The sequence below is a fragment of the Rhodococcus sp. 06-1474-1B genome (assembly GCF_002258885.1).
In the GTDB taxonomy this organism is placed as follows: domain Bacteria; phylum Actinomycetota; class Actinomycetes; order Mycobacteriales; family Mycobacteriaceae; genus Rhodococcoides; species Rhodococcoides fascians.
The window spans coordinates 251705-275858 of the sequence record NZ_NOYR01000032.1; the positions used below are offsets into that span (position 1 = coordinate 251705).

A 24154-nucleotide genomic window follows, 5' to 3' on the forward strand; every position below is an offset into this window, starting at 1 on the left:
GTGCGTGAGGCCATACCGTGACAACGCAGTCGTCCTGCGCCAGCACAAGCTGGGTGAGGCCGATCGCATCGTCACGTTGCTGACCAGGGAAAACGGTATCGTCCGTGCGGTGGCCAAGGGGGTGCGCCGCACCAAGTCCAAGTTCGGCGCACGGCTGGAGCCGTTTGCGCACATCGACGTCCTGCTCTATCCGGGACGCAACCTCGACATCGTCACCCAGGTGCACACGGTGGACGCGTTCGGCGGGGACATCGTTGCCGATTACGGCCGCTACACCACCGGCTGCGCAGTCCTCGAAACCGCCGAGCGTCTGGCCGGCGAAGAACACGCCCCCGCGCAGCGCCTGCATCAGCTGACCGTCGGCGCGCTGCGTGCCCTTGCGCAGCACGTGCGGCCGCCCGAGCTGGTACTCGACGCGTATCTGCTGCGTGCGATGGGTTTCGCCGGATGGGCTCCCGCACTGACGGACTGCGCTCGATGCGCTGCGGTGGGGCCGCATCGTGCGTTCCACGTCGCCGCGGGTGGCGCTGTGTGCGTGCATTGCCGACCGCCGGGATCTGCGACGCCATCGAGCGGTGTTCTGGATTTGATGGTGGCCCTCGAACGAGGGGAGTGGGACTACACCGTCACCACCTCCGATGCGGTCCGAAAGCAGGCCAGTGGCCTGGTGGCGGCTCATCTGCAGTGGCATCTCGAACGCCAGCTCCGCACACTTCCGCTCATCGAGCGCTCGCACCCGCACCAGGTGCCGCTGGCCCAACCTGACTCCGTGTTCGCCGACACCGTCGGGCAGGATGGGGACCGTGATTCGACGACGCGAGCCGCAACACCGGCCTGACGAACGGCCGGCGGTTCGCCCGCCGGACCCGCACCCCTCGGGTGCGCGGCCGCCGATCTTGCAGCCGGAGCTGATTCCTCGTCACGTCGCTCTGGTCATGGACGGTAACGGCCGGTGGGCTCAGGATCGTGGATTGCCGCGAACCGCAGGGCACGAGCAGGGCGAAGCAGTACTGATGGATGCCGTCTGTGGCTGCATCGAAATCGGTGTGCAGTGGTTGTCTGCGTACGCTTTCTCGACGGAGAACTGGAAGCGCAGTCCCGACGAGGTCAAGTTCTTGATGGGCTTCAATCGCGACGTGATCCGGCGTCGACGAGACGAGATGAACGAGATGGGTGTGCGGGTGCGCTGGGCAGGTCGGCGACCGCGACTGTGGGGCAGCGTCATCAAAGAACTCGAAGTGGCCGAGGAGCTGACGAAGCACAACACGGTGATGACGCTGACCATGTGCGTCAACTACGGCGGGCGAGCCGAAATTGCCGACGCCACAAGGGAAATCGCGCGTCAGGTTGCCGCCGGAAAGATCAACCCGGAAAAGATCACCGAGGCGACCGTCGCGAAGTACCTCGACGAGGCGGACATGCCCGACGTCGACCTGTTCCTGCGTCCCTCGGGGGAGCAGAGAACCTCCAATTTCCTGCTGTGGCAGTCGGCCTACGCGGAGTTCGTTTTCCAGAAGAAACTGTTCCCCGATTTCGATCGTCGAGATCTGTGGGAGGCCTGCATCGAATTCGCGTCGCGGGACCGACGATTCGGTGGAGTGAAATATGAGTGACGATGTATCTGGCCTGACCTTGCAGACGCGGGCTCAGTTGGCGCTGGCGCAGTTCGCCACTGTCACTGTGGGTGAGGAAGGGTCTCTGGGGTTCGACTATGCAGGTGCGCTGTGCTCGCTACGCGCGGTGCAGCTCTCGCCGGAGCTCGAGGTGCTTTCGCTCACCGCGGTGCTGGCCTGGGATCGACCGCTCAAGCCCGCACTACACAAGAAGGTAGCCGACCGCAACGCCGATTCGCAGTTCGGCGCGATTTCGGTCAACACCCACGACAAGCTCGCAGATGTGTTGTTGCGCTACACCTTTCCGGCCAACGGGTTGGACGACGAAGCGATGTTGACGATGTTGATTCTGGTGCTCGCTGGGGTCGAGAAGGCCCGCGAGGGTTTGCTGCCCTGAACGGTTGTCTAAGGTAAGCCTTTACTAACTCACGTGAAGGCGGTTGCAATGGCGGTTCGAGTGTCCAGAATGCTGACGGCAGTGGTGGCGGTGATGGCCATCGGCGCGTCCGCAACTGCCTGCTCCACAGCAGAACCCGACAACAGCGCGGCCCAGTCTGCGGACGGTGTTTTCCCGGTGGTCATCGACCACATCTACGGCAGCACGACCGTTCCGGAGAAGCCCACCCGCATAGTCACGCTCGGGGTGTCCGACGCCGATGCCGTCATCGCGCTCGGAACCGTCCCGGTCGGAAACACCGGATACACCTTCTACGAGACCGGACTCGGTCCGTGGACCGACGAGTTGGTGGGCGACGCACCACTGACGCTGCTGGGCTCGGAGTCCGAACCGAACTTCGAGCTGATCGCTTCTCTGCAACCGGATCTGATCACCGGGCTGAACGCCGGCTTCGACGAGGCCACCTACGCGCAACTCAGTGACATCGCCCCGACCGTCGCTCGACCGGCCGGATCGGCGGCATACGCCGTCGATCGCGAGGTGGCAACCGACACCATCGCCCGCGCGATGGGCGAATCCGATCGTGGCAAGGAGCTGAACGCCCAGACCACGGCTGCACTCGAACAGGTTCGAGCCGCACATCCGGAGTTCGCGGGTAAGACTGCCGCCGTGGTACTTCCGTACGACGGTCAGTTCGGCGCATATCTACCCGGGGATGCACGGGGGACGTTCGTCACGTCATTGGGCTTCGGAATTCCGGACCCGATCCTGGCCGAGGACAACGGCACCAACTTCTTCGTTCCGGTCTCGGCCGAGAACATCTCGAAGCTCGACGCCGATGTGGTGCTCTATCTCGGCACCGGCGACGACATCGACGTCGTGGCCGAGAACCCGATCTTCGGAACGCTGACAGCTGCTCGCAACGACGCGATCATTCCGTTGTCCACCGATCAGCGCGGGGCGATCACGTACAACTCGGTGCTGTCCATTCCGTTCGCCATCGATTCGGTGGTGCCTCGCCTGGCGGGTGCTGTGGGGTGAGAGCTGTTCAGTGACCGGCCGTGCTGCACTGACTGCAGGTGCCGAATATCTCGATGGTGTGGCTCACGTCGCTGAAGCCGTTGGACTCGGCGACACTCTGCGACCACTTCTCGACGGTGGGACCCTCGACCTCGACGGTGAATCCGCATGCTCGGCACACCAGGTGGTGATGATGGCCCGAGGAGCAACGCCGGTAGACCGACTCGCCGTTGTCGGTACGCAGAACGTCGACCGTTCCTGCGTCGGCAAGGGTCTGCAGTGTGCGGTACACGGTTGTCAGGCCGATCCCCTCACCGCGCTTGCGCAGCTCGTCGTGCAGATCCTGCGCGGACTTGAACTCCTCGATGGTGTCGAGCAGATCCGAGATCGCACTGCGTTGCTTCGTGGCTCGTACTCCGACTACGACGGGTCGTCTCGGAGTGGCGGTATCGGTCGTCTTCTCGGTCACAGGTTTCGGCCTTCCTCGGCGTGAGCCACGGCGTCGACGACGATGTGGGAGAGATGGTCGTCGACCAGTCTGTACAGGACCTCGCGGCCGTTGCGTTCTCCGCGCACCACGCCGGCGGCCTTGAGAACCCGCAGATGCTGGCTGATCAAGGGCTGCGTCACACCGAGGGCGACGACGAGTTCGTGAACGCAGCGCTCGGATTCTCTGAGCTGCAGCACGATGGCGATCCGAACCGGTGCGGCCAGTGCACGCAGGATGTCACCGGCGGCGGCCAAGGTCTCCTTCGGCGGGAGCAACGCCGGGGGAGCGGCGGCGAACGGGTCGTCGTGCACCGGGCGTTCCGGATCCTGCAGGTGCGCCGCTGTCTCCATGGACGAGTCGGTTCTGTGGGTGTGCACCGTGGACATGGCTGCGGCTCCTTCGGTCACCGGTCGGTTGTCGAATTCTCCCTGCACGGTCGACGTCATGAACTCAGGCTAGTGCAGTCATCGTTATTGCAAATCATATTCATTGTGATATGCACAGGTGCGCATGTCAATTTCGGTGCCCGACCGCTGTTCGGAATCGATGACCGAGCCAGATAGTCTGATCAGGGCGAAAACCGCCCACGTCACCTCTTACACGATGTAACCGAAGATGGAGAGCTCCGCCAGTGGCACCCAAGTCCAAGGTCGAAACCGTCGCCAACCTCGCCAAGCGCAGAGGTCTCGTCTACCCGTGCGGCGAAATCTACGGCGGTACGAAGTCGGCCTGGGACTACGGTCCGCTCGGCGTCGAGCTCAAGGAGAACATCAAGAAGCAGTGGTGGCGCAACATGGTCACCAGCCGCGACGACACCGTCGGGCTCGACTCGTCGGTGATTCTGCCGCGCCAGGTGTGGGAGGCCTCCGGCCACGTCGAGACGTTCTCCGATCCGCTCGTCGAGTCGCTGCACACCCACAAGCGCTACCGTGCCGATCACCTCATCGAGGCCTACGAGGAGAAGCACGGCCACCCGCCCGAGAACGGCCTCGCCGATATCCGCGACCCGGAGACCGGTGAGCCCGGTTCGTGGACCGAGCCGCGCGCATTCTCCGGCCTGCTCAAGACCTTCCTCGGCCCGGTCGACAACGAAGAGGGGCTGCACTACCTGCGCCCCGAGACCGCCCAGGGAATCTTCGTCAACTTCGCCAACGTGCTGACGACCTCACGCAAGAAGCCGCCGTTCGGCATCGGCCAGATCGGCAAGAGCTTCCGCAACGAGATCACGCCGGGAAACTTCATCTTCCGCACTCGCGAGTTCGAGCAGATGGAGATGGAGTTCTTCGTCAAGCCCGGCGAGGACGACGAGTGGCATCAGTACTGGATCGACTACCGCATGAAGTGGTACACCGATCTCGGCATCGATCCGGAGAACCTGCGGCTGTACGAGCACGCCAAGGAAAAGCTGTCGCACTACTCCAAGCGCACCGTCGACATCGAGTACCGCTTCGGCTTCCAGGGCAGTGCCTGGGGTGAGCTCGAGGGCGTCGCGAACCGCACCGATTACGACCTGACGGTGCACTCGAAGGCGTCGGGCCAGGACCTGAGCTACTACGAGCAGGCCACCGATACCCGGTACACCCCGTACGTCATCGAGCCGGCGGCAGGTCTGACGCGCTCGCTGATGGCATTCCTCGTCGACGCGTACACCGAGGACGAGGCACCCAACGCCAAGGGCGGTGTCGACAAGCGTGTCGTGCTCAAGCTCGATCGTCGTCTTGCCCCGGTGAAGGTTGCGGTGCTCCCGCTCTCGCGTAACGCCGATCTGACGCCGAAGGCGAAAGATCTTGCGCAGCAACTGCGTCAGTACTGGAATGTCGAATTCGACGACGCCGGAGCCATCGGTCGCCGCTACCGTCGTCAGGACGAGATCGGTACCCCGTTCTGCATCACCGTCGACTTCGACACTCTCGACGACCACGCCGTCACCATTCGTGAGCGCGACACGATGGCACAGGAGCGCGTGGCTCTCGATCAGGTCGAGGGCTACATCGCCGCCCGTCTGATCGGCGCGTAGGGCTGTAGGCAATCGGCAGGGCCCGATCTCTCGATGAGAGATCGGGCCCTGTCGCATGTCTGGGTCGAATCAGAAGCGGCCGCCGCCGCCACCGAAGCCTCCGCCTCCGCCTCCACCGCCGCCGAAGCCCCCGCCGCCGCCGAATCCACCACCGAATCCGCCTCCGCCTCCGCGCAGCACGCTGTTGATCAGGATTCCGCCGAGCACGGCGCCTGCTACGTTGCCGCCGCTACTGCCGCCGCGTGGACCGTGCCGATTTTCCCAGTTCCGCACATCGGACTGGGCGATCTGCGATGCGCGCGAAGCCAATTGGCTGGCGGCATGCGCGTGCTTGAGAGCCTCGTCGGGATTGTCCGGCTCGAGCTGACGAGCTGCACCGAGATGCCGTTCGGCTTCGGACAAACGCGTTCGAGCATCGGCACCCACGCCGCCGCGGCGCGTCGAGATGTAGTCCGCAGCAGCAGTGATTTGCGCCTGAGCAGCCGCAATATCGCGTTCCAGACGCGCACGCAGCTGATCCTCGGCGGCCTTCTCCGCCGACGCTTCGTCGACGATCTTTTCGAGTTCGGAATCTGCTGCGGCAAGGGCGGTGTAACTACCGAGCGGATCGCTCGACTGTGCCGTCTCGGCGTTCTTCAATGCCGTCTGTGCCGCAGTCATCGCCGCCTGCAGTTCGGTGCCGCCGTGTTCGGCCAGTCCGCGAGCCTGCTCGATGTCCCGGCGGACGTCCGCGATGGCGTCGGGCAGGGTGGCTATTGCGTGCCGTATGTCGTCGCGGGCGTGGTCGACTCCGTCGAGCAACGACTTCGCCTGATCGACAGCTCGTTCCGCGGTCCGAATCGCGGTCACGGCCGGGCCCTGCTTTCCGGGCGGCAGTGCTGCGGCCTTCCGGCCGGCTTCGATGTTCTCCTCGGCCAGTGCAACTCGATCCTTGGCCATCGTGACGTTGTCGGCAATCGATTTCAGTGCGGTCTCGGAGAATTCCGAATGCAGTTGAGCGAGTACGGCTTCGGACTGCGGAATGCGCACCGTCAAGCCGATGATGGCTTGGGTGAGCTCGTCGAGATGCGAGCCGGCGTTCATGACGAGGTCGCGGAATCCGTCGAATTCCTCGACCCGCGAGTCGAGTTCGCGATCTGCCTGGCCGCACGAGGAGATGATCTCGACGAGCATCGCCCGGCGCTGATCGGGGGTTTCGGGAATGGCGTCGTCGAGGCGCTGACGGATCTCGAAGGCGGAGGCCAGAGCTTTCTTTGCGTTGTCGTACGCCGTGATGAAGGGAGCGGCTGCCGAATCGCCGAATTCGCCTCGGGCGAGGGTCAATTCCTCCTCGCTGGCTCGCACGGCGTTGTCGGTCTCGATCAGAATTTCCTTGGCGCGGGTGTCGAGAACGTCGATCGGGAATTGGGCCAATGCTGCCGGGTCGCTCGGATCGATCTTCGCCACCGCTTCCACCTCGGCGGCCACTCGAGCCTTCTTGCGCCGTGAGGAGTAGACAACAGCTCCGCCGCCTGCGACGGCCAACACCCCGACACCGATCAGCAGCGGTGCCGACGACCCACCTCCACCGCTCGATGCATAGGCCTCGCCGAGTGCGCCGGCGGCCGCGATGGCCGCTCCCGACCAATCCTTCTCGCCCAGTGCAGGTTCGACGTCGTTGACACGAATGTCGTCCTGCTCTGCCGTGGTGATCTGTGAGAGCCCAGTATTGACGCCGAGGTAGTACGACCGATCGACGGTGGCTACTGCGAGCAGTACGTCACGCTGGCCGAGATCGCTCCGTTGGTATGTCTGCTCGGCCCAGTCGGCCGCCGACATGTTGTCGAAATCCGCAACGTAGGTGACCCACAGCCTGAGCTGACTGCCGCCGTACAGGTCGTCGATGGACGTCTGCACCTCGGCCAGCGAGTCCGGATCGAGTGCCTGCACGTTGTCGGTGATCTGGGTGGCGAGGCGCGACGGTGCCTCGGCGGAGGCGACGCCGGGGGCGAGGAGAACCACAGCGAACAAGGTCAGAGCACCTGTTGCGGTGAGGCGACGGAATCGATGGACCGACCTACGGACTGTGGCGCTGGAGTGCCGCCGGTGCTGGACTGCCATGCGCTGAAATCTACCGGCTGGGTCGTGTCCGAATCGAGCAGGTCGATCCATGACAGTTGTCATCGTGCAATCGTGACGCTCGGTCGAGGTGGTCGGGCTCGGATCGCAGCAGAGTAGCTGTCATGACCACAACGAAGGCAGTCGAACTGCGAGGCGTCACGAAGACATACGGATCGGTCCGTGCGGTGGACGGAATCGACCTGTCCATCGAGCCGGGCGAGGTACTCGCTTTTCTCGGACCGAACGGTGCCGGCAAGACCACGACCATCGACATGATGCTCGGCCTGGCCATACCCACCACCGGGACGGTATCGGTGTTCGGCGGAACTCCGGCCGACGCCATCGCTCAGGGGCGCATCTCGGCGGTGATGCAGACCGGCGGACTTCTTCGCGACCTGACCGTCCGCGAAACCGTCGAACTGACCGCGGCGCTGTTCGCCCGAACTCGGACGGTGAAGGAAGTCCTGACTCGGGCCGGCATCGCCGACATCGGCGACCGGCGAGTGGCCAAGTGCTCCGGCGGCCAGCAACAGCGACTGCGATTCGCACTTGCACTGTTGCCCGACCCGGATCTGCTGGTGTTGGACGAGCCGACCACCGGCATGGACGTCGAGGGTCGACGTGACTTCTGGAACGCCATTCGCCAGGACGCGAGTACCGGCCGAACAGTGCTGTTCGCAACGCACTACCTCGACGAGGCCGATGCCTACGCCGACAGAATTGTCCTGGTGCGGCACGGCAAGATCGTCGCCGACGGCAGCGCCGCCGAGGTCAAGAACCTCGCGGCGGGACGCACGGTCACCGCCACTCTGCCCGGTGTCGACCGGTCAATGTTGCTCGCTCTTCCCGGAGTCGACCGGGTCGAGACGCGCGGCGACCGGGTGATCGTGCACGGACGCGACTCCGACTGCGTTGCCCGCTACCTGCTCAACGACGCGCACGCGACCGATCTCGAAATTGTCTCGCGGAACCTCGAGGACGCGTTCCTCGCTCTGACCACCGATGCCGATACCGAACTCGCCGGGAGTATCCGATGACCACGACCTCGCCCCGCCCCACCGCTGCCAGAGCCGTTGCGTACGGCGGATTTTCGCCCACGTTCCTCGGACTCGAAATCCGTCGCCTGTTCCGGAACAAGCGCACGTTGGTCTTCACGTTGGTCATGCCGCCGGTATTCTTCGTCATCTTCGGTACGCAGTCGGACTACCGGACCAACTACCCTTTCGCGCACGGCAATGTCACGGGCTACATCGCCATCAGCATGGCCGTCTACGGAGCGATGCTGGCCACCACGAGTGGGGGAGCGATGGTCTCCGTCGAACGCGCTCAGGGCTGGAGCAGGCAGTTGCGACTGACTCCGCTCAAACCTGTCGCTTACATCGTCACCAAGATGCTCGTCGCCATGACAATGGGTGCTGCAGCGATCGTCGTGGTGTTCGTCGTCGCGGCATTCTTCGGAGCCGACATGCCGATCTGGGTGTGGCTCGCCTGCGGAGTGATCGCGTGGCTCGGATCTGCGGTGTTCGCCGCATTCGGGTTGTTCATGGGGTACCTGCTGCCCTCGGAGAACGTCATGCAGATCCTCGGACCGGTACTGGCCTTCCTCGCCCTGGCCGGCGGATTGTTCGTCCCGCTCGGTGACAGCGGCTGGTTCCCGATGCTGGCGAAGTTCACCCCGCTGTACGGTCTGGCGACTGTGGCCCGGGCTCCGTTCACCTCGGCCGACGCAGGCATTCTCGCCGTCGCAGTGGTCAACCTGGTGGTGTGGGCGGTGGTGTTCATCGCAGGAGCGGCGCTGCTGTTCCGGAAAGACACCAAGCGTGCCTGACGCGGAAACCACCGATCGTGTCGCCCACGGAGATACCGTGGGCGACATGACCACGTTCACCGCCGACCTCCCCGAGGGCAGGGTCTGGCGGTACGGCTGGATGTTCGGAGCCATCTGGCTGATCTACCTGATCTATCCGTTGAACGAGATTCTGTCGTTGGAGTCTGTGGCGGCACGGGTCCTCGGTATTGCCGCGATCGTCGGGTTCGGAGTCGTGTTCACGGCCACCTTCTGGCGCTTTCGCAACGGTCACCGCCGCGGACACCCGCTGCCGATACGGCAGGCCTGGATCGCGCTCGCGGCAATGCTGGCCCTGACCGCGGCGATGAGCGCGCTGATCGGAACCACCGGATTCGGCGCAACGATCTACATCGCGGTGCTGGCGATGATGACGCTGCCGGTTCGGCAGGCGTGGACGTTGGTCGCGGTGATGGTGGTGCTCATCGAAGGGGCACCGCGGGTCATCCCGTCCTGGGAGCCCGACAATTTTTTCGCGTTTCAGTTGCTGATCAGCTCGGCCGCTGCGTGGGGTATCACTCAGGTCTTCCAGCGCAACCACGAATTGGCCGTGGCGAGGCAGCAATTGGCGGATCTGGCAATCGTCGCCGAACGTGAGCGGATGAGCCGAGACGTGCACGACATTCTCGGGCATTCCTTGACTGTCATCACTGTCAAGAGCGAACTGGCCGGCAGATTGCTCGAGATCGATGCTGCCCGAGCAGCTGTCGAGATCGCCGAGGTGGAAACCCTTGCGCGGCAAGCACTGGCCGACGTTCGCAGCACCGTCGGCGGCATGCGGCAGATCGACATCGGCACCGAATTGGCCAGCGTACGAACAGCTCTGGTGGCCGCAGCCATCGATGCCGAGCTGCCCGCGGATGCCGATGTCGTTCCATTGCGACACCGCGAACTGTTCGGCTGGGTCCTGCGTGAAGCGGTGACCAACGTGGTGCGGCACTCCCACGCACGGCACTGCCGAGTGACGCTGACGCCGTCGAGCATTTCCATCGTCGACGACGGATGTGGGCCGGCCGAGGAAAATTGTGGAGGAAACGGGCTCCGCGGGTTGGATGAACGCGTGAGTGCTGCCGGTGGTTCACTGACGGTCGCCCGGGTTCCGACCGGCGGATTCAAGGTGGAGGTCTCGGCACCATGAGTATCAGACTGTTGCTGGCCGACGACCAAGCGCTGGTGCGTGGTGCTCTCGCGGCATTGTTGGGACTCGAACACGACCTCGACATCGTCGCCGAGGTGGGACGAGGCGACGAAGTGGTGGCGGCGGTTCTCGAACATCGACCCGACGTCGTGCTGCTCGACGTGGAAATGCCGGGCAAGAACGGCATCGACGTCACCGCCGAGCTGGCTCAGGTGGTACCGGAGTCGAGAGTGCTGATCGTCACGACGTTCGGCAGGCCCGGATATCTGCGCCGAGCGATCGACGCCGGAGCCTCCGGATTCGTCGTCAAGGACACTCCAGCCAAACAGTTGGCCGATGCCGTGCGACGGGTCCACATGGGTCTGCGCGTCGTCGATCCCGCGCTCGCCACCGAGACGCTCACCGAGGGCGTCTCGCCGCTGACCGCCCGTGAGCAGGAAGTTCTTCGCGCAGCGTCGAAGGGTGGAACGGCCGGTGCCATCGCGGCGCAGGTGCACCTGTCGGAAGGGACAGTGCGCAACCATCTCTCTTCGGCGATCGGAAAAACTGGCACCAGCACCCGGGCCGAAGCGGTCCGAGTCGCCGAGGACCGCGGGTGGCTCTGACCTTCCGAGGCGCGCCGTGACCGCCGAAGATGCGCGGGCCTGGCAAACTCGAGGGGTGAATCCAACTCTCGACCGAGATTCGTACGGCGACCCGTACGACGACCGGTATGCCCCGGACCCCGGTCCCGAGCGGCTGGGCTTCTTCGGAACGCTCGGACGCTGGACGGGTCGGTTGGTCGCGGGAGTGATACTGATGGCCCTCGTCCTGGTGGCGGGCACCGCGGTGCGCGTGTGGCAGGTGGCTCGGATCGACGACCATACTGCGGCGGACGCCATCGTCGTACTCGGTGCGGCGCAGTACAGCGGTACGCCCTCGACGGTGTTCGAGGCACGCTTGGCGCAGGCGGCCTCGTTGTACGAGCAGGGCATCGCTCCCGAGATCGTCACCGTCGGCGGCAAGCAGGAAGGTGACCTGTTCACCGAGGCGGCGTCGGGTCGCAATTACCTGATAGATCAGGGCGTGCCTGCCGACGCGATCGTGGCCGTCGAAACGGGATCGGACACCCTCGAAAGCATCGAAGCCGTCAGCGCCACGCTACGAGACCAGGGCAAGACATCGGTGGTACTGGTCAGCGATCCGTGGCACTCGCTGCGCACCCGAACCATGGCGCGCGACGCCGATCTCGATGCATGGACGTCGCCCACCCGCACCGGGCCTGCCGTCTACACCCGCGAGTCGCAGGCGCACGGAATAGCCAGGGAGACAGGCGCTCTGCTGTGGTACCAGTTGACGCACTTCACCGCTGATTTCTCCTACACGGCAGGCCAGTAGATGACCGGCACATACTCCGAGCACGACGTCGAACGATTCGTTCCCGAACCGCCCAAGACCGCTGGGCTTCGATCCGGGGCGGACAACGCCTCGCATCGGAGTGCGTTCGCGCGAGATCGGGCGCGGGTCTTGCACTGTGCTGCCCTGCGTCGTCTTGCGGACAAGACCCAGGTGACCGGGCCCCGCGACGGCGACACCCCGCGCACCCGGTTGACGCATTCGCTCGAGGTCGCGCAGATCGGGCGCAGCATCGCGGAGGGGCTCGGCAGCGACCCCGATCTGGTCGATCTGGCGGGCTTGGCACACGACATCGGTCATCCTCCCTACGGACACAACGGCGAGCGGGCCCTCGACGAGGTGGCCCAAGATTGCGGCGGATTCGAGGGCAACGCGCAGAACCTGCGCATCCTGACCGGCCTCGAGCCCAAGATCCTCGACTCCGACGGCAACAGCGCGGGACTCAACCTCACCCGCGCCGCCCTCGACGCCGCGATGAAGTATCCGTGGACCAGGCCCGCGCCGGGCGCGAAATTCGGTGCCTACGACGACGACTCGGCCATTCTCGGCTGGGTACGCGACGGTGCACCGGACAAGCACAAGTGCCTCGAAGCGCAGACCATGGATTGGTCCGACGACGTCGCCTACTCGGTACACGACGTCGAGGACGGCGTCATCGACGCCAGAATCGACCTGCGCGCACTATCCGATCCGATCGAGCAGCGGGCACTGGCCGAACTCGGTGTCTCGGAATTCCGCGGACTCGACGTCGACGAGTTGATCGAGGCGGCGAGCCGGCTGTCCAAGATGGACGTCGTCGTCGCGGTCGGCAGATACGACGGCACCCTCACCGCATCCGTGGCGCTCAAGCACATGACGAGCGAGCTGGTCGGGCGATTCGCCACGGCTGCCATCGACGGAACCCGTCAGAAGTACGGCACGGCAGCATTGACGAGGTACGACGCCGACCTCGTGGTGCCGTCGATCGTCGCGTCCGAAGTGGCTCTGCTCAAGACCATGGCACTGCGGTACGTCATGTCCGACGCTGGGCACAAGATTCGGCAGGAACGTCAACGTGACCGGATCCATCGCGTCGCCGAGTGGTTGATGCGCTCGGCGCCGGGCGAACTCGATCCCATCCTGGTGCCCGCGTGGCAACGCGCGAACAGCGACGCCGAACGGACTCGCGTCGTCGTCGATCAGATCGCCTCGTACACCGAAAGCCGACTCGAATTGGTCGACAAGCGCTCTCTGGGAGCTCAGGCCAGCTGGGGTTGATGCATTCGGAGTGTCCCTCGATTCGGGACTAGACTGCCCCTCGTGGCCGGCCGAATTCCTGAACGTGACATTGCCGCCATTCGCGAACGCACACGGATCGAAGACATAGTCGGCGACTACGTCTCGCTCAAGCGCGCGGGCGGCGACTCCATGAAGGGGTTGTGCCCCTTCCACGACGAGAAGTCTCCGTCGTTCCATGTTCGGCCCAACCACGGTCACTACCATTGCTTCGGCTGCGGCGAAGGTGGTGATGCCTACTCCTTCCTCCAGAAGATCGAGCACATTTCTTTCGTCGAGGCCGTCGAGCAACTTGCCGATCGGCTGAACTACTCGATCTCCTACGAGGGCGGAGGGCCCTCGGTCCAACGTGATCGAGGGACCCGCGCGCGCCTGATCGCCGCGAACGCGGCGGCTCAGGAGTTCTACGCCGGCCGGCTCAGCGGGCCCGATGCCCAGGCCGCACGGGACTACCTGACCGAACGCAACTTCGACGGCCACGCCGCGCTGGCCTACGGCTGTGGATACGCACCCGACGGCTGGGACACCCTCACCAAGCACTTGCTGGGCAAGGGCTTCGAAGCCAAGGAGATAGTCGACGCCGGCCTGGCAACCCCGGGCAAGCGCGGCACACCCATCGACCGATTCCGGCGCCGGTTGGTGTGGCCGATTCGCAGTCAGAGCGGCGACGTCATCGGCTTCGGCGCGCGCAAACTGTTCGACGACGACACGATGCCCGGAAAGTACATAAACACCCCGGAAACGATGCTGTACAAGAAGTCTCAAGTGTTGTTCGGGCTCGACCTGGCACGCAAGGAGATCGCGAAGTCGCATCAGGCCGTCATCGTCGAGGGCTACACCGACGTCATGGCGATGCACCTGGCCGGCGTCAAGACTGCGGTGGCGTCCTGTGGCACCGCGTTCGGCGAAGACCACCTCGCGATGCTGCGCCGACTGATGATGGACGACAGCTATTTTCGCGGTGAGGTGATCTACACATTCGACGGTGACGACGCCGGCCAGGCCGCCGCCATGAAGGCGTTCGAGGGGGATCAGAAGATCGCCGGGCAGACCTTCGTCGCCGTTGCACCCGACGGAATGGACCCGTGCGACCTGCGCCTGAAATCCGGTGACAACGCTGTTCGCGATCTCGTGGCCCGGCGGACCCCGATGTTTGCCTTCGTCGTCAAATCGCTGCTCCGAGAGCATGATCTGGACACGCCCGAGGGGCGCGTCGAAGCGCTCAAGCGCACTGTTCCGGTGGTCGCGCGAATCAAGGACGCCTCACTGCGGGACGAGTACGCCAGGCAGCTCGCCGGGTGGACCGGCTGGGACGACACTGCGATGGTGCTCGCCCGCGTGCGCGACGAGGCGAAGAAGGGTGCCCGAGGCGACACGAGCGGTAAACGCGTGCCCTTCGAGAAGCGTCAGGCAGCGCCGACGGAAGCCCCCACCGGGCCGCCGCGTCCGAACCCCACCGATCCGACGCTGTGGCCGCAACGAGAGGCCCTCAAAGCGGTGCTGCAGATGCCCGCGGTCGCCGGCACCGTCTTCGATTCGCTGCCACCCGAGAGCTTTCACCATCCGGCGTACGCCGCGGTGCGTGATGCCGTGGCCGCGGCCGGCGGCACTGCCGCGGGCCTGGGCGGTGGGGAGTGGGTCGACGCGGTGGCCAAGCAGGCCAAGGACGCCGTGGTGGTGTCGTTGGTGACGGAGTTGGCCGTCGACCCGATGCGCGTGGCCGACGACGCTCTCACGCGCTACATCTCCGGTGTGCTCGCCCGGCTTCAAGAGGTGTGGGTGGGCCAGCAGGTCGCCGAACTGAAGTCCAAGCTGCAGCGCATGTCGCCTGCGGAGAAGCCGGACGACTACAACGCCCTGTTCGGTGATCTCATCGCCCTCGAGCAGTACCGCCGCAGCCTGCTCGAACTCGCCGTGGGAAGCGTCGCCGAGGTCGGTTAGCGCCGCAGCTGATCGCGCGGGACGAAAACCTGGTCTTCGTCGTCGACCGGCTTCATCGGCTCGAGTCTCGGCTGCGTGTTCAGAGAGTCGGACAACTTCTGACGGCCGACCTCGATGGCCTTCTTGGTCGCCGGGCTCGACGCGACGGCGCTGGCCGTCTTGCGAATCTGCTCGTAGCGGCCCCGTCCGGCCTTGGCTCCCAGTACATATGCAGCTCCAGCCGCCAGTACCAAACGAATCATCAGTGGGTCCTTCCGTAGAGCGTGCGGCCGTTCTTCCATCTTGCCCGACGAACCTCGAGCAGGGCGATTCGGTACACAGCGGAGGCTGCCTCGGCGCTCTCGTGGGCCCGATTTGGTACTCACAAGGGGGTGTGCGCTATTGTTTCCAACGGCTCGCACGAGAGTGTGACGCCGCAAGGTAATCCCCCATAGCTCAATTGGCAGAGCATTCGACTGTTAATCGAAGGGTTCCTGGTTCGAGTCCAGGTGGGGGAGCGCAGTCCCCGTCCGGCTTGTCCGGGCGGGGATTTTTGCTGTCCGGGGTCGCTCGCCCGTGACCGGATCGGTCGGCGAGAACGTACCGCACATGTGGTACCGAGAGTCCCGGACAGCTATCAGATCGTGACCGAATCTTCTGTATATCGATCGAATGAATCAGGTCGACGGATGCCAGTTTTGTCGGTGTCTCGCGACATACTGTTCGTGCGATCCGGGACGCTCGGAAGTGCTGAAAAAAGACGGATCGGTCGGGTTCTAAGGGGCTTTGAAGTGAGTTTGAGTTACGCATCCACCGTTCCACGCCAGCTCGTGCATCGGCGCTCTCCGGCGGACGTGCTGTTGACCGACTACGAGACGGTCGACGGTATGCATCGTGCGGCGGTACAGCTGCCGACGTCGCATCGCATGTTCGTGCCGGTACGTCGCACCCACGATTCGTTGATGATCGCCGAGGCGCTACGGCAGGCAGTGAGCCTGTTCTGTCACGTCGAACACGACGTCCCGCTCGACCACGTGGTCTACATCGAGCACTTCCGGTTCGACATTCTCGACCTGCTGTCGGTCGACAACATCGACGATTCGCTTGTCGCCGAGTCGATCACGACCGACCGCACATTCGAGGACGAGTCGCTGGACAACCTGAAGCTGTCGGCTCGACTGCTCAACCGCGGTCAGGTCGTCGCCTCCGGAACGGCGTCCGTGCGTCCCATCGGACCGGACGTCTACTCCAAGGTCCGCAAGCCGACCATGGCCGACCCACACTTTCGGTACCTTCCCGCCGGAACCGAGGTGGTGGAACCGGCCGGTGTGGGCCGTCTCGACCCCTCCGATGTAGTACTGGCTCGTCATACCTCGGACGGGACGCTCGTGGTGGCTCCGGATCCGCGGAACCTGGCGATGTTCGATCACTCGGTGGAATACCTACCGGGCGTCACCATGCTCGAAGCCGCCCGTCAGGCGTTGCGTTTGGCCACCGGTTGTGTGGGACTGGATTTCACGTCCCTCGAGGTCAGGTTCTTGGGGTTCGCCGAATGGGCCAACCCGTGCACGGTCATCGTCGACAGCGACACGACCGACGGCATTCACCGCATTCAGTTCGAGCACGACGGGGTCGTGCTCTCGGCGATGTCCGTCACGGCGACACCCGAACCGTGGCTACCGCTCAGCGATCGTTCCAGTCGATGAGCGGTGCGTCGGCGACCGCTCGTATCCGGGCCAGTCGCCGGCGAGGGGCGATCGACGGTAGCAACAGGTGCCACATCTCGGTCATCCGAAGCTGGAGGTCGGCGCGTCCGGTGAGCATCTCCGAGACGGTCTGAACTCCCGTGAACGATGCGACGATCATCCTGGCGAGTGCGGCCGTGTCCACGTCGTCGACGATGTCGCCTTCGGTCCGGGCGCGCTCGGTCAACTTCGCGATCATTCCGATCCAGTCGTCGAACGATTGCGCATTCGGATTCTGAGCCGTCGTCGATTCCAACGTCAACCGCATGCCGCCACGTGCGATGGGGTCGGTCTGCAGCTGACGCGCCAACTCCTTGGTGATCAGGATCAGGGCATCGATCGCCTTCGGTGTGCTCTCGATGATGGTGACGGTGGCAGCGGTGGCAAGAGCCATCTGTGCCTCGATCACGGCCTGCGCCAGATCTTCCTTCGACGAGAAGTGGAAGTACATCGCACCCTTGCTGACGCCGGCGTTGGCGATGATGGTGCTCAGACTGGCTGTGCCGTAGCCGAACTTGTCGAAGCTCGATGCGGCTCCCACGAGTACGGCCTGCCTGGTCGATTCTGCGCGCTCTTGCATCGGTAGACAATAGCTGGTACCCGCTTTCGCGGCACTCTCCGAGTCAAAAGACGGCAATTCACCGAAAATCGGTGTCGATGCCCAAGGGGCGAACCGTGCGCGCCTGCTCGAATGGTGATGGGGGATGACGGTGAGCGTGCGAATTGATGGCACGCTCATCACATGGTCAACAAGAGCGCGGGCATTCTGCTGTTTCGTGTGAACGCCGACGTGGTGGAGGTCCTGATCGCCCATCCCGGCGGCCCGTTCTGGGTGCGGAAGGACGACGGTGCGTGGTCGATGGTGAAGGGGGAGTTCACCGAGGCCGAAGACCCGTGGGCGGCGGCTCAGCGTGAATTCCGAGAGGAAGTCGGCATCGAGGTGCCGGCGGGCAACCCCATCGAGCTCGGCACCGTCACACAGCGCGGCGGGAAGATCGTCACCGCGTTCGGGATCGAGTCCGACCTCGATGTCTCCACTGCGATGAGCAACACATTCGAGATCGAATGGCCGCCGAAATCCGGAAAGATGCAATCGTTTCCCGAGGTAGACCGCATCGAATGGTTTCCGGTGCCACTGGCGAGGACAAAGCTGCTGGCCGCGCAGCACCCATTTCTCGACGCAGTGGAGGCCATTGTGGAGTCGCGCTAGTTTCGGCGTCGAATCCGGGGGTATCCGGCGGCCGGAAACGACGGCCGCGGATGCAGGGTGGGAAGTGGAACATGACACCGATGGAGACGACCGACGCCGACACGGCTCGCGTGGAAACGGCTCTGCTGGAAGGTCAGTGGGCAGGTCGAATCGTGGCCTCGGGGTTCGTGGCTCTGGCCACCGGCCTGTCCTGGATGTTCGCCGCGTCCGCAATGATCGGCTAGCAATACCAGACCGTTCGGTCGATACTGCTCAGCGACTACTACGAAGGGCAGTGCAGTGACCGACGGTATTGCGTCAGCGACCCCACCGGCGATCGAGGTACCCAAGCGTGCCTGGCAAGCCCTGGTGGTTCTGTTGCTCGGCATGTTCATGGCCCTGCTCGACACCACCATCGTCAACGTCGCATTGCCGACGATCAGCACGACGCTGGAGGCATCGGAATCCGTTCTGTCGTGGATCATCTCGGGCTACGCGCTCGCGTTCGGTCTCGCTTTGATTCCGGCGGGCAAGGTCGGGGATCGGATCGGGCACAAGTGGGTGTTCTTCACCGGCCTCGCTCTGTTCACGGTGGCCAGCTTCGCCTGCGGACTCGCTCAGGACGATCTGCAGTTGGTGGTTGCCCGAGTGGTTCAGGGTCTGGCAGGCGGAATGTTCGTGCCCGCTGTCACAGCGTTCATTCAACTGCTGTTTCCAGGCCCTGTGCGCGGCAAGGCATTTGCGATCATGGGTGCGGTCATCGGAGTGTCGACTGCGTTGGGGCCGATCGTCGGCGGGTTGATCATCCAGGCTTTCGGTGAGGAGAACGGCTGGCGGTTGGTCTTCTGGGTCAACCTGCCGATCGGCATCGTCGGTCTGATCGCGGCGGCGGTTCTGCTGCCGAAGAAGGATGAATCCGAGCCGACTGCAAGGCCGGGCATCGACTGGCTCGGGTTGGTGCTGATCTCCGCCGGCCTCATCGCGCTGCTCGTACCGCTGATCGAAGGCCAGGAGCTCGGGTGGCCGTTGTGGACCTACGTGACCATTGCTGCAGGCGTGGGCCTGATTGCAGTGTTCGGCTGGTGGGAGGTGATCCACAGCGGTCGTGGACACAATCCGCTCGTGCCGCCGCGACTGTTCACCCGACCGGCATTCACCGGCGGTGTGATTCTCGCGCTGGTGTACTTCGCAGCGTTCACCAGCATCTTCTTCACCATCTCGTTGTTGTGGCAGACCGGGCTCGGCAATACGGCCCTCTCGTCCGGGTTGGTCTCGATACCGTTCGCGATCGGCAGCATCATCGCGTCCTCGCAGAGCAACAAGCTCACGATCCGACTCGGCCGCACCGTACTGATCCTCGGCGCATCGCTGGTGTCGATCGGCTTGATCTGGCTGTGGATCATCTTGGCGACCAGTTCCGCCGACACCATCTCCCATTGGACTCTGCTGGTCCCGCTGTTCATCGCGGGCTTGGGCAACGGCGCGTTCATCGCTCCCAACGCGCAGTTCATCGTCGCAACCGTCGACCGCGACGACGCAGGGGCCGCGAGCGGCGTCATCTCGACGATGCAGCGCGTCGGCTCCGCAATCGGTATCGCAGTCATCGGTAGTGTGCTGTTCGGCTCACTCACCATGACCGGCCCCGATACCGTGGGATCCGGCTTCCTGCACGGTGCCGCAATGGCCATGGCCGTCAGTGCCGCGTTCAGCGTCGTTGCGTTGGCGTTGGTGTTCGCTCTACCGAAGAAGGTGCAGAGCGGTCACTGATCTCGGCTCGTTCAGCTCGACAGGCCCTTGCCGTGCCGCTGGACGACCGTCGATGCGAGATCGGCGATCTTGACGTTGAGATCCTGCGACGATTTGCGGAGCAGTGCGAACGCTTCTTCGTCGGATACTTTGTGCAGCGCCATGATGAGGCCGATCGCCTTGCCGATCTCGCGGTTACTCTCGAGGCCGTCGCGCAAGGTCGATGCCTCTTGGCCGTTCAGCATCGCCCCGACCGTCACAGAAGTGAATGCAGTCAGGATGACGGCTTTGTCGGCGGTGTCGGCATCGAAGGCACCCGCGGTGTCGGTGAACAGGTTGAGAGCACCCACCTTCTGCTCGTCGACCTTGAGGCGGAACCCCATCGCTCCCCGGACCGGCGTGCGGTTCAGGACACCCCGAGCCATTGCGGGCCACTGGGTGGGGCTGCTGAAATCCGGCTCGAGTTGGACGGCCTCGGTGGTCAGCGCATCCAGGCACGGTCCCTGACCTGTGGCGCGTTCGATGTCGTCGACGACGCGTGCCACGTCATCCGAGGCCGCGACGGTGACGGCCTTTCCGTGGCGCAACAACATGAGGCTCGCGTGATCGCAGTGAGGGACAACCATCGTCGCGGCGTTGCAGATAGCGGTGTAGACCTCTTCTGCGCTACTGCCGCGATACACGATGTCGGCCAGAGCGGCGAATACAGTTGCCGGGTCGGTCGACGGAGCGTCGAACTGTTCGTCGTCGGTCATTGCTTCTCCCGTCGTGTGGCGCATGCCGGGCAAACCGGTTGCGCAGCACATCAACCGTACCGCCCTGCGCCGGGGTCCCTGCACCAACGGGCTGGCAGTAGCCTCATGTCGTGAGCAATGCGCAGGAATCTACGGGGTTCGAGTACGGCCACGACGGCCCGAAGTCCATCGTGGTGGGCGTCGACGGCTCGGATTCGTCCTGGCGGGCCGCCGCATACGCCGGAGGACTGGCCCGTAGGCAACAATCGCTTCTGGTGCTGGTCTACGTGCAGCCCATCGCCACCGCGTCGTGGGGCCAGGCGGGGATCTCGATGGTGGAAACGGGCCGACAGATCGCCGACGAACTCCTCGACTACATCAGAACCTCGGTGGCCCGCTTCGGGGAGCGAGAGCAGGTTCGCTGGGAATTCCGCACTGCGCAGGGTGATCCGTACAACGGACTCGTCGCGGTTGCCGATGGACTCCGCACCGACGCCGTCGTGGTGGGGGCCTCCGAACGCGCCGGGCACCGATTGGCGGGATCTGTGGCAGTGCGACTGGTCAAGGCGGGCCGCTGGCCGGTCACAGTGGTGCCATGAAGGCTCGAATTCCAACCAGTCCGCGGTTTTCCCTGTAAAAATAGGCAGTCACCTCGTCGGATGCGAGGCGCATGTGGTGCGGTTCTCGGATTCGGGGAGTTCCATGGCTGGTCTGTCGCGTCGTCAATTCGTCACTCGGGTGGGCACCCTCGCCGCGGCACGGGGAATCGCACCGCAGGTTCTGGGCCACGCCCTTGTCGCTCGGGCGCAGCCGGCTTCAGGAGAGACCGATGTCGGCGGAACGCTGGCGCAGACCATCCTGAGATCGTCGACCGGCCCCGGTCGGTACCGGGTGCTCGCTGCGGGGCCGGGGGAGCCCTACGTCCCTCGCCTCGACATCCTCGGGCGGGCACCCAGCGCGTCTCGGGTGCAGGCCAGACGCTCGTTGCTCTACTTGGGGCACCTGTCGGACATGCATGTCATCGATGCGCAATCGCCCGGCCGGATCGAGCCCATGATCGTCTCCGACCATGCCGCATGGGGCTCGGCCTTCCACCCGCAGGACCCGCTGACCGTGCACGTCACGGCAGCGATGGTGAAGGCATTTGCGGATGCACGAATCAGTTCGGTCACCGGCGCTCCCATGGGGGCCGCGGTTGTCACCGGTGACAGCGCCGACATGCATTCTCATCTCGAACTTCGTTGCTACATAGACGTTCTCGACGGCGTGGCAGTCCGGCCTACGAGCGGCACATCCGACGTCTTCGAGGGCGTGCAAGCGTGGCCCGAGGCGCAGTCGGCGTATCGGCCGGGCGATCCGTCGGGAGGGTCGTTCGGTGACTACGGATTTCCGACGCTTCCCGATCTGTTGACGCAGGCGATGTCGGGGGCCGTCGAATCGGTGGGGCTACCCGTCCCGTGGTATTCCGTCTACGGCAATCACGACACGTTGTTGCTCGGCACGTTCGATCTCTCCTCTCAGCTGCATGCCCTCGCGGTCGGGGGACAGAAGGCGTACACACTCGAAGCGACGGCCACCTCGGCATTGGCCGGGTAGGCATCGACAGGTAGTCCGCTGCAGAGGATGGTCGATGCGCTCGGGGTCGGATCCGGTGCTCGGCCCGGGTTTCGAGCAGTGTCGGCGGATCCGGCTCGGTACCTCTTCGAGCAGCGTGAGTTCATGCAAGAGCACTTCGAGACGACTCCCACCCCAGGGCCGATCGGGCACGGTTTCACCCAGCACAACCTCGAGTCGGGTGAAACGTGGTGGGCGGCGGACCCGACTCCGAACGTTCGCACGTTCGGACTCGACACCTGCAACGCCGTCGCCGGCCCCGACGGGGCGGTGCCCGAGGACCAGTTCGACTGGCTCACTCAGCAATTGGAGAAGGCGCAGGCCGAACGCAAGCTCGTCCTGATCTACACCCACCACAACAGCCTGACCCTGGAGAACCGTGCACAGCGGCCGGGACAGTCGGTCAAGCTGTACGGCGCAGAGCAATTCATCGATCTGCTTCTGAAATATCCTGTGGTGATCGGTTGGCTCAACGGTCACACCCACCAGAATCAGATCCTGGCGCATTCGCGAGACGGACGAGGGTTCTGGGAGATCACCACCGCGTCGTGCATCGACTTTCCGCAGCAACAGCAGGTGGTGGAGATCGTCGACAACAGAGACGAGACATTGTCGCTGTTCACCACGGTGCTCGATCACGCGTCGTCGATCACGCCCGGAAACAGTGGCAGCTACCTGGACCTCGCTTCGCGTAGTCGTGAGTTGGCTGCGAACGACTGGGCCGAGAATCCGCTGATGCGACGAGGTTCGCGACTCGATCGCAACACCGAGCTCCTTCTGCCCGCTCCGTTCGACCTGAGCACCATCACCGACGCCGCTCTGGAACAGCAACACCTCGACGAGCACGCCAGACTGATTGCGTACGAGACGAGGCAGGGGCGATGAACGGTGTTCGTAGACAGCTCATCACGGTGGCGGCAGTGCTGGCCTGCGCGGGGTGCTCGCAGACCGCCGCGCTCGCGCCGGTCGGGGGAGCCGAACTCGGGAACCTCCGCTACGCGGTGAACGACGTTCTGTTCGAGCAAGGAATCGAGATCCTGGTTGCGCCCGTGTGCTCGGGCACCGGGGCAGACATCGAATGTGCCGGGACGACAACCGGTAACGAGACGATTACCGGTACGGCCACGTCCGACGACGCGAGCACGGTCGAGGTGAAGGTCGGCGCAACCGTGCTCTACTCGGGTTCGGTGCAGGACGTACTCGACCGCAATTCGACGGTCGGTGCGCCGTGAGAGGGGTGCTACTGCTCGCATCGGGGGTTGTCGTCTCGGCTCTGATTCAGGCGCTGACCGTGGTGGGGGATCCGGCTCCGACGTCCTCCCTCGGATTCGCTGCGTTGGTCGTCGTTTCCGCCGCAACGGTGGTGTGCGCCCTGTGGTTCACCGCCTCGACGGCACTCGATGTGGTTGACGGCAACGCATCGGGTGCAGTGAGCCGGACGTGGCGACGACCGCGGGTACTGGCCTGGTGCGTGGTGCTGACCGGGGCGGCCGTTGCGCTCGCAATTCTCTTCCCCCTGCTCCCGGTTATCGTGATTGTCTTTGCGCTGCTCATACTTCCAGCGGCAGTGGACGGTCGCCGAAACCCTCTGCGCGCTGCACTACACACCGTGAAGCAATCCCCGTGGCGCTGTACCGCAGCGGCGGTCATCACGATCCTCGCCTACCTACTCGGCTGGGTGGTGGCACTCGTGCTGGGATTCTTCGTCACCGGCGTGGTGGCGGCATTCCTGACGTGGCTGTGGTTCGGGGCCAATGCTGCTGCACTGCTGGTGTATTGGTCGGCTTTGTATCGGAGAGCAACCGCTGTGACGATAAAGGTAGTATGCCACCGCGCTTCATAGTTCCTTGGTTGCGTAGTGAAGGATCGCTCGATTTGCTCAGGAAGTTGAAACGTGAAGTGAACACCCTTTCTG

General features: G+C 64.3%; 27 protein-coding genes and 1 tRNA gene. 22 read left to right on the forward strand and 6 right to left on the reverse strand.

The features are described from left to right. Nucleotides 1–4: 4 nt before the first annotated feature. Genes recO through CH266_RS19075 form a run of 4 tightly spaced genes read left to right on the forward strand, consistent with a single transcriptional unit; the run spans nucleotide 5 to nucleotide 3051 of the window. On the forward strand, nucleotides 5–838 hold the full coding sequence (recO, locus tag CH266_RS19060; protein ID WP_032368171.1) for a DNA repair protein RecO: 834 nt from the start codon (nucleotides 5–7) through the stop codon (nucleotides 836–838). Beyond that, nucleotides 795–1613: an isoprenyl transferase gene (locus tag CH266_RS19065; protein ID WP_045841262.1), complete on the forward strand. Its 819-nt coding sequence runs from the start codon at nucleotides 795–797 to the stop codon at nucleotides 1611–1613. Before recO ends, CH266_RS19065 begins: the two co-directional genes overlap by 44 nt. Next, entirely contained in the window at nucleotides 1606–2010 is a 405-nt protein-coding gene (locus CH266_RS19070) for a hypothetical protein (RefSeq protein ID WP_027497492.1), read from the forward strand. The genes CH266_RS19065 and CH266_RS19070 overlap by 8 nt, the downstream gene beginning before the upstream one ends. A 33-nt stretch (nucleotides 2011–2043) precedes the next feature. Further along, nucleotides 2044–3051 carry an iron-siderophore ABC transporter substrate-binding protein gene (locus CH266_RS19075; RefSeq protein ID WP_255175962.1) on the forward strand — a complete coding sequence of 336 codons (1008 nt, stop codon included), beginning with the start codon at nucleotides 2044–2046 and terminating at the stop codon, nucleotides 3049–3051. A gap of 7 nt (nucleotides 3052–3058) precedes the next feature. On the opposite strand, the gene CH266_RS19080 is transcribed toward CH266_RS19075, so the two are convergent. Then, entirely contained in the window at nucleotides 3059–3499 is a 441-nt protein-coding gene (locus CH266_RS19080; protein ID WP_027497490.1) for a Fur family transcriptional regulator, read from the reverse strand. After that, nucleotides 3496–3906, reverse strand: coding sequence for an ArsR/SmtB family transcription factor (locus CH266_RS19085; protein WP_032368439.1), 411 nt, complete (start codon nucleotides 3904–3906; stop codon nucleotides 3496–3498). Before CH266_RS19085 ends, CH266_RS19080 begins: the two co-directional genes overlap by 4 nt. A gap of 245 nt (nucleotides 3907–4151) precedes the next feature. On the opposite strand from CH266_RS19085, the gene CH266_RS19090 reads away from it, so the two are divergent. Then, complete coding sequence (locus CH266_RS19090) at nucleotides 4152–5537, forward strand: glycine--tRNA ligase (protein ID WP_032368169.1); 1386 nt, start codon at nucleotides 4152–4154, stop codon at nucleotides 5535–5537. Nucleotides 5538–5606: 69 nt separating this feature from the next. Here CH266_RS19090 and CH266_RS19095 read toward each other — a convergent pair whose 3' ends face one another. Continuing rightward, nucleotides 5607–7637 carry a TPM domain-containing protein gene (locus CH266_RS19095; protein WP_255175963.1) on the reverse strand — a complete coding sequence of 677 codons (2031 nt, stop codon included), beginning with the start codon at nucleotides 7635–7637 and terminating at the stop codon, nucleotides 5607–5609. Nucleotides 7638–7759: 122 nt separating this feature from the next. Between CH266_RS19095 and CH266_RS19100 the strand changes: the two genes are divergently transcribed. The 7 genes from CH266_RS19100 to dnaG are packed head-to-tail and all read left to right on the forward strand — an operon-like array spanning nucleotide 7760 to nucleotide 15232. Then, on the forward strand, nucleotides 7760–8674 hold the full coding sequence (locus CH266_RS19100; RefSeq protein WP_094715942.1) for an ABC transporter ATP-binding protein: 915 nt from the start codon (nucleotides 7760–7762) through the stop codon (nucleotides 8672–8674). Next, on the forward strand, nucleotides 8671–9465 hold the full coding sequence (locus CH266_RS19105; protein ID WP_027497485.1) for an ABC transporter permease: 795 nt from the start codon (nucleotides 8671–8673) through the stop codon (nucleotides 9463–9465). The genes CH266_RS19100 and CH266_RS19105 overlap by 4 nt, the downstream gene beginning before the upstream one ends. A 46-nt stretch (nucleotides 9466–9511) precedes the next feature. Next, a complete protein-coding gene (locus CH266_RS19110; protein ID WP_094716045.1) occupies nucleotides 9512–10621 on the forward strand; it encodes a sensor histidine kinase in 1110 nt (369 codons plus the stop codon). Then, the gene (locus CH266_RS19115; RefSeq protein WP_027497483.1) at nucleotides 10618–11226 is read left to right on the forward strand and encodes a response regulator transcription factor; all 609 of its coding nucleotides are present in this window, start codon (nucleotides 10618–10620) and stop codon (nucleotides 11224–11226) included. Before CH266_RS19110 ends, CH266_RS19115 begins: the two co-directional genes overlap by 4 nt. A 55-nt stretch (nucleotides 11227–11281) precedes the next feature. Then, complete coding sequence (locus CH266_RS19120; RefSeq protein WP_027497482.1) at nucleotides 11282–11998, forward strand: YdcF family protein; 717 nt, start codon at nucleotides 11282–11284, stop codon at nucleotides 11996–11998. Beyond that, complete coding sequence (locus CH266_RS19125; RefSeq protein ID WP_027497481.1) at nucleotides 11999–13273, forward strand: deoxyguanosinetriphosphate triphosphohydrolase; 1275 nt, start codon at nucleotides 11999–12001, stop codon at nucleotides 13271–13273. Between the two features lie 42 nt (nucleotides 13274–13315). Further along, nucleotides 13316–15232 carry a DNA primase gene (gene dnaG / locus CH266_RS19130; RefSeq protein ID WP_032384555.1) on the forward strand — a complete coding sequence of 639 codons (1917 nt, stop codon included), beginning with the start codon at nucleotides 13316–13318 and terminating at the stop codon, nucleotides 15230–15232. On the opposite strand, the gene CH266_RS19135 is transcribed toward dnaG, so the two are convergent. Continuing rightward, the gene (locus CH266_RS19135; RefSeq protein ID WP_027497479.1) at nucleotides 15229–15474 is read right to left on the reverse strand and encodes a hypothetical protein; all 246 of its coding nucleotides are present in this window, start codon (nucleotides 15472–15474) and stop codon (nucleotides 15229–15231) included. The two genes, dnaG and CH266_RS19135, sit on opposite strands and share 4 nt — an antisense overlap. 182 nt (nucleotides 15475–15656) lie before the next feature. Here CH266_RS19135 and CH266_RS19140 point away from each other — a divergent pair. Further along, nucleotides 15657–15729, forward strand: a tRNA-Asn gene (locus CH266_RS19140). 273 nt (nucleotides 15730–16002) lie between these two features. Then, complete coding sequence (locus CH266_RS19145; RefSeq protein WP_048318625.1) at nucleotides 16003–16917, forward strand: AfsA-related hotdog domain-containing protein; 915 nt, start codon at nucleotides 16003–16005, stop codon at nucleotides 16915–16917. On the opposite strand, the gene CH266_RS19150 is transcribed toward CH266_RS19145, so the two are convergent. Further along, nucleotides 16895–17536: a ScbR family autoregulator-binding transcription factor gene (locus CH266_RS19150; RefSeq protein WP_027497477.1), complete on the reverse strand. Its 642-nt coding sequence runs from the start codon at nucleotides 17534–17536 to the stop codon at nucleotides 16895–16897. The genes CH266_RS19145 and CH266_RS19150 overlap by 23 nt on opposite strands. A gap of 162 nt (nucleotides 17537–17698) precedes the next feature. Here CH266_RS19150 and CH266_RS19155 point away from each other — a divergent pair, with 162 nt between their 5' ends. From CH266_RS19155 to CH266_RS19160, 3 genes are all read left to right on the forward strand, one after another. Then, nucleotides 17699–18166 carry an NUDIX domain-containing protein gene (locus CH266_RS19155; protein ID WP_094715944.1) on the forward strand — a complete coding sequence of 156 codons (468 nt, stop codon included), beginning with the start codon at nucleotides 17699–17701 and terminating at the stop codon, nucleotides 18164–18166. Between the two features lie 71 nt (nucleotides 18167–18237). Beyond that, nucleotides 18238–18390 carry a hypothetical protein gene (locus CH266_RS25530; protein ID WP_155288446.1) on the forward strand — a complete coding sequence of 51 codons (153 nt, stop codon included), beginning with the start codon at nucleotides 18238–18240 and terminating at the stop codon, nucleotides 18388–18390. Between the two features lie 55 nt (nucleotides 18391–18445). Next, the gene (locus CH266_RS19160) at nucleotides 18446–19912 is read left to right on the forward strand and encodes an MFS transporter (RefSeq protein ID WP_094715945.1); all 1467 of its coding nucleotides are present in this window, start codon (nucleotides 18446–18448) and stop codon (nucleotides 19910–19912) included. A gap of 11 nt (nucleotides 19913–19923) precedes the next feature. Here the strand turns inward: CH266_RS19160 and CH266_RS19165 are convergent, their stop codons facing one another. After that, on the reverse strand, nucleotides 19924–20646 hold the full coding sequence (locus tag CH266_RS19165) for a GAF and ANTAR domain-containing protein (RefSeq protein ID WP_027497474.1): 723 nt from the start codon (nucleotides 20644–20646) through the stop codon (nucleotides 19924–19926). Between the two features lie 110 nt (nucleotides 20647–20756). On the opposite strand from CH266_RS19165, the gene CH266_RS19170 reads away from it, so the two are divergent. From CH266_RS19170 to CH266_RS19185, 5 genes are all read left to right on the forward strand, one after another. Beyond that, the gene (locus CH266_RS19170) at nucleotides 20757–21224 is read left to right on the forward strand and encodes a universal stress protein (protein WP_027497473.1); all 468 of its coding nucleotides are present in this window, start codon (nucleotides 20757–20759) and stop codon (nucleotides 21222–21224) included. A gap of 103 nt (nucleotides 21225–21327) precedes the next feature. Beyond that, nucleotides 21328–22221: a hypothetical protein gene (locus tag CH266_RS25940; RefSeq protein WP_255175964.1), complete on the forward strand. Its 894-nt coding sequence runs from the start codon at nucleotides 21328–21330 to the stop codon at nucleotides 22219–22221. A gap of 27 nt (nucleotides 22222–22248) precedes the next feature. Next, on the forward strand, nucleotides 22249–23124 hold the full coding sequence (locus CH266_RS25945; protein ID WP_255175965.1) for a hypothetical protein: 876 nt from the start codon (nucleotides 22249–22251) through the stop codon (nucleotides 23122–23124). After that, complete coding sequence (locus CH266_RS19180; protein WP_032382772.1) at nucleotides 23121–23471, forward strand: hypothetical protein; 351 nt, start codon at nucleotides 23121–23123, stop codon at nucleotides 23469–23471. Before CH266_RS25945 ends, CH266_RS19180 begins: the two co-directional genes overlap by 4 nt. Continuing rightward, nucleotides 23468–24082 (forward strand): EI24 domain-containing protein, encoded by a 615-nt coding sequence (locus tag CH266_RS19185; RefSeq protein ID WP_141214556.1) that lies wholly within the window; start codon nucleotides 23468–23470, stop codon nucleotides 24080–24082. The genes CH266_RS19180 and CH266_RS19185 overlap by 4 nt, the downstream gene beginning before the upstream one ends. The last annotated feature ends 72 nt before the right edge of the window (nucleotides 24083–24154 follow it).

What these genes read in the sequence shown, in the direction of transcription:
- CH266_RS19125 (WP_027497481.1), top strand. Translation starts at nt 11,999, where the DNA reads ATGACCGGCACATACTCCGAGCACGACGTCGAACGATTCGTTCCCGAA.
- CH266_RS25945 (WP_255175965.1), top strand. Translation starts at nt 22,249, where the DNA reads ATGGTCGATGCGCTCGGGGTCGGATCCGGTGCTCGGCCCGGGTTTCGA.
- CH266_RS19065 (WP_045841262.1), top strand. Translation starts at nt 795, where the DNA reads ATGGGGACCGTGATTCGACGACGCGAGCCGCAACACCGGCCTGACGAA.
- CH266_RS19180 (WP_032382772.1), top strand. Translation starts at nt 23,121, where the DNA reads ATGAACGGTGTTCGTAGACAGCTCATCACGGTGGCGGCAGTGCTGGCC.
- CH266_RS19165 (WP_027497474.1), bottom strand. Translation starts at nt 20,646, where the DNA reads ATGACCGACGACGAACAGTTCGACGCTCCGTCGACCGACCCGGCAACT.
- CH266_RS19115 (WP_027497483.1), top strand. Translation starts at nt 10,618, where the DNA reads ATGAGTATCAGACTGTTGCTGGCCGACGACCAAGCGCTGGTGCGTGGT.
- CH266_RS25940 (WP_255175964.1), top strand. Translation starts at nt 21,328, where the DNA reads ATGGCTGGTCTGTCGCGTCGTCAATTCGTCACTCGGGTGGGCACCCTC.
- CH266_RS19150 (WP_027497477.1), bottom strand. Translation starts at nt 17,536, where the DNA reads ATGCAAGAGCGCGCAGAATCGACCAGGCAGGCCGTACTCGTGGGAGCC.
- CH266_RS19110 (WP_094716045.1), top strand. Translation starts at nt 9,512, where the DNA reads ATGACCACGTTCACCGCCGACCTCCCCGAGGGCAGGGTCTGGCGGTAC.
- CH266_RS25530 (WP_155288446.1), top strand. Translation starts at nt 18,238, where the DNA reads ATGACACCGATGGAGACGACCGACGCCGACACGGCTCGCGTGGAAACG.
- CH266_RS19135 (WP_027497479.1), bottom strand. Translation starts at nt 15,474, where the DNA reads ATGATTCGTTTGGTACTGGCGGCTGGAGCTGCATATGTACTGGGAGCC.
- CH266_RS19070 (WP_027497492.1), top strand. Translation starts at nt 1,606, where the DNA reads ATGAGTGACGATGTATCTGGCCTGACCTTGCAGACGCGGGCTCAGTTG.
- CH266_RS19085 (WP_032368439.1), bottom strand. Translation starts at nt 3,906, where the DNA reads ATGTCCACGGTGCACACCCACAGAACCGACTCGTCCATGGAGACAGCG.
- CH266_RS19095 (WP_255175963.1), bottom strand. Translation starts at nt 7,637, where the DNA reads ATGGCAGTCCAGCACCGGCGGCACTCCAGCGCCACAGTCCGTAGGTCG.
- CH266_RS19105 (WP_027497485.1), top strand. Translation starts at nt 8,671, where the DNA reads ATGACCACGACCTCGCCCCGCCCCACCGCTGCCAGAGCCGTTGCGTAC.
- CH266_RS19155 (WP_094715944.1), top strand. Translation starts at nt 17,699, where the DNA reads ATGGTCAACAAGAGCGCGGGCATTCTGCTGTTTCGTGTGAACGCCGAC.
- CH266_RS19100 (WP_094715942.1), top strand. Translation starts at nt 7,760, where the DNA reads ATGACCACAACGAAGGCAGTCGAACTGCGAGGCGTCACGAAGACATAC.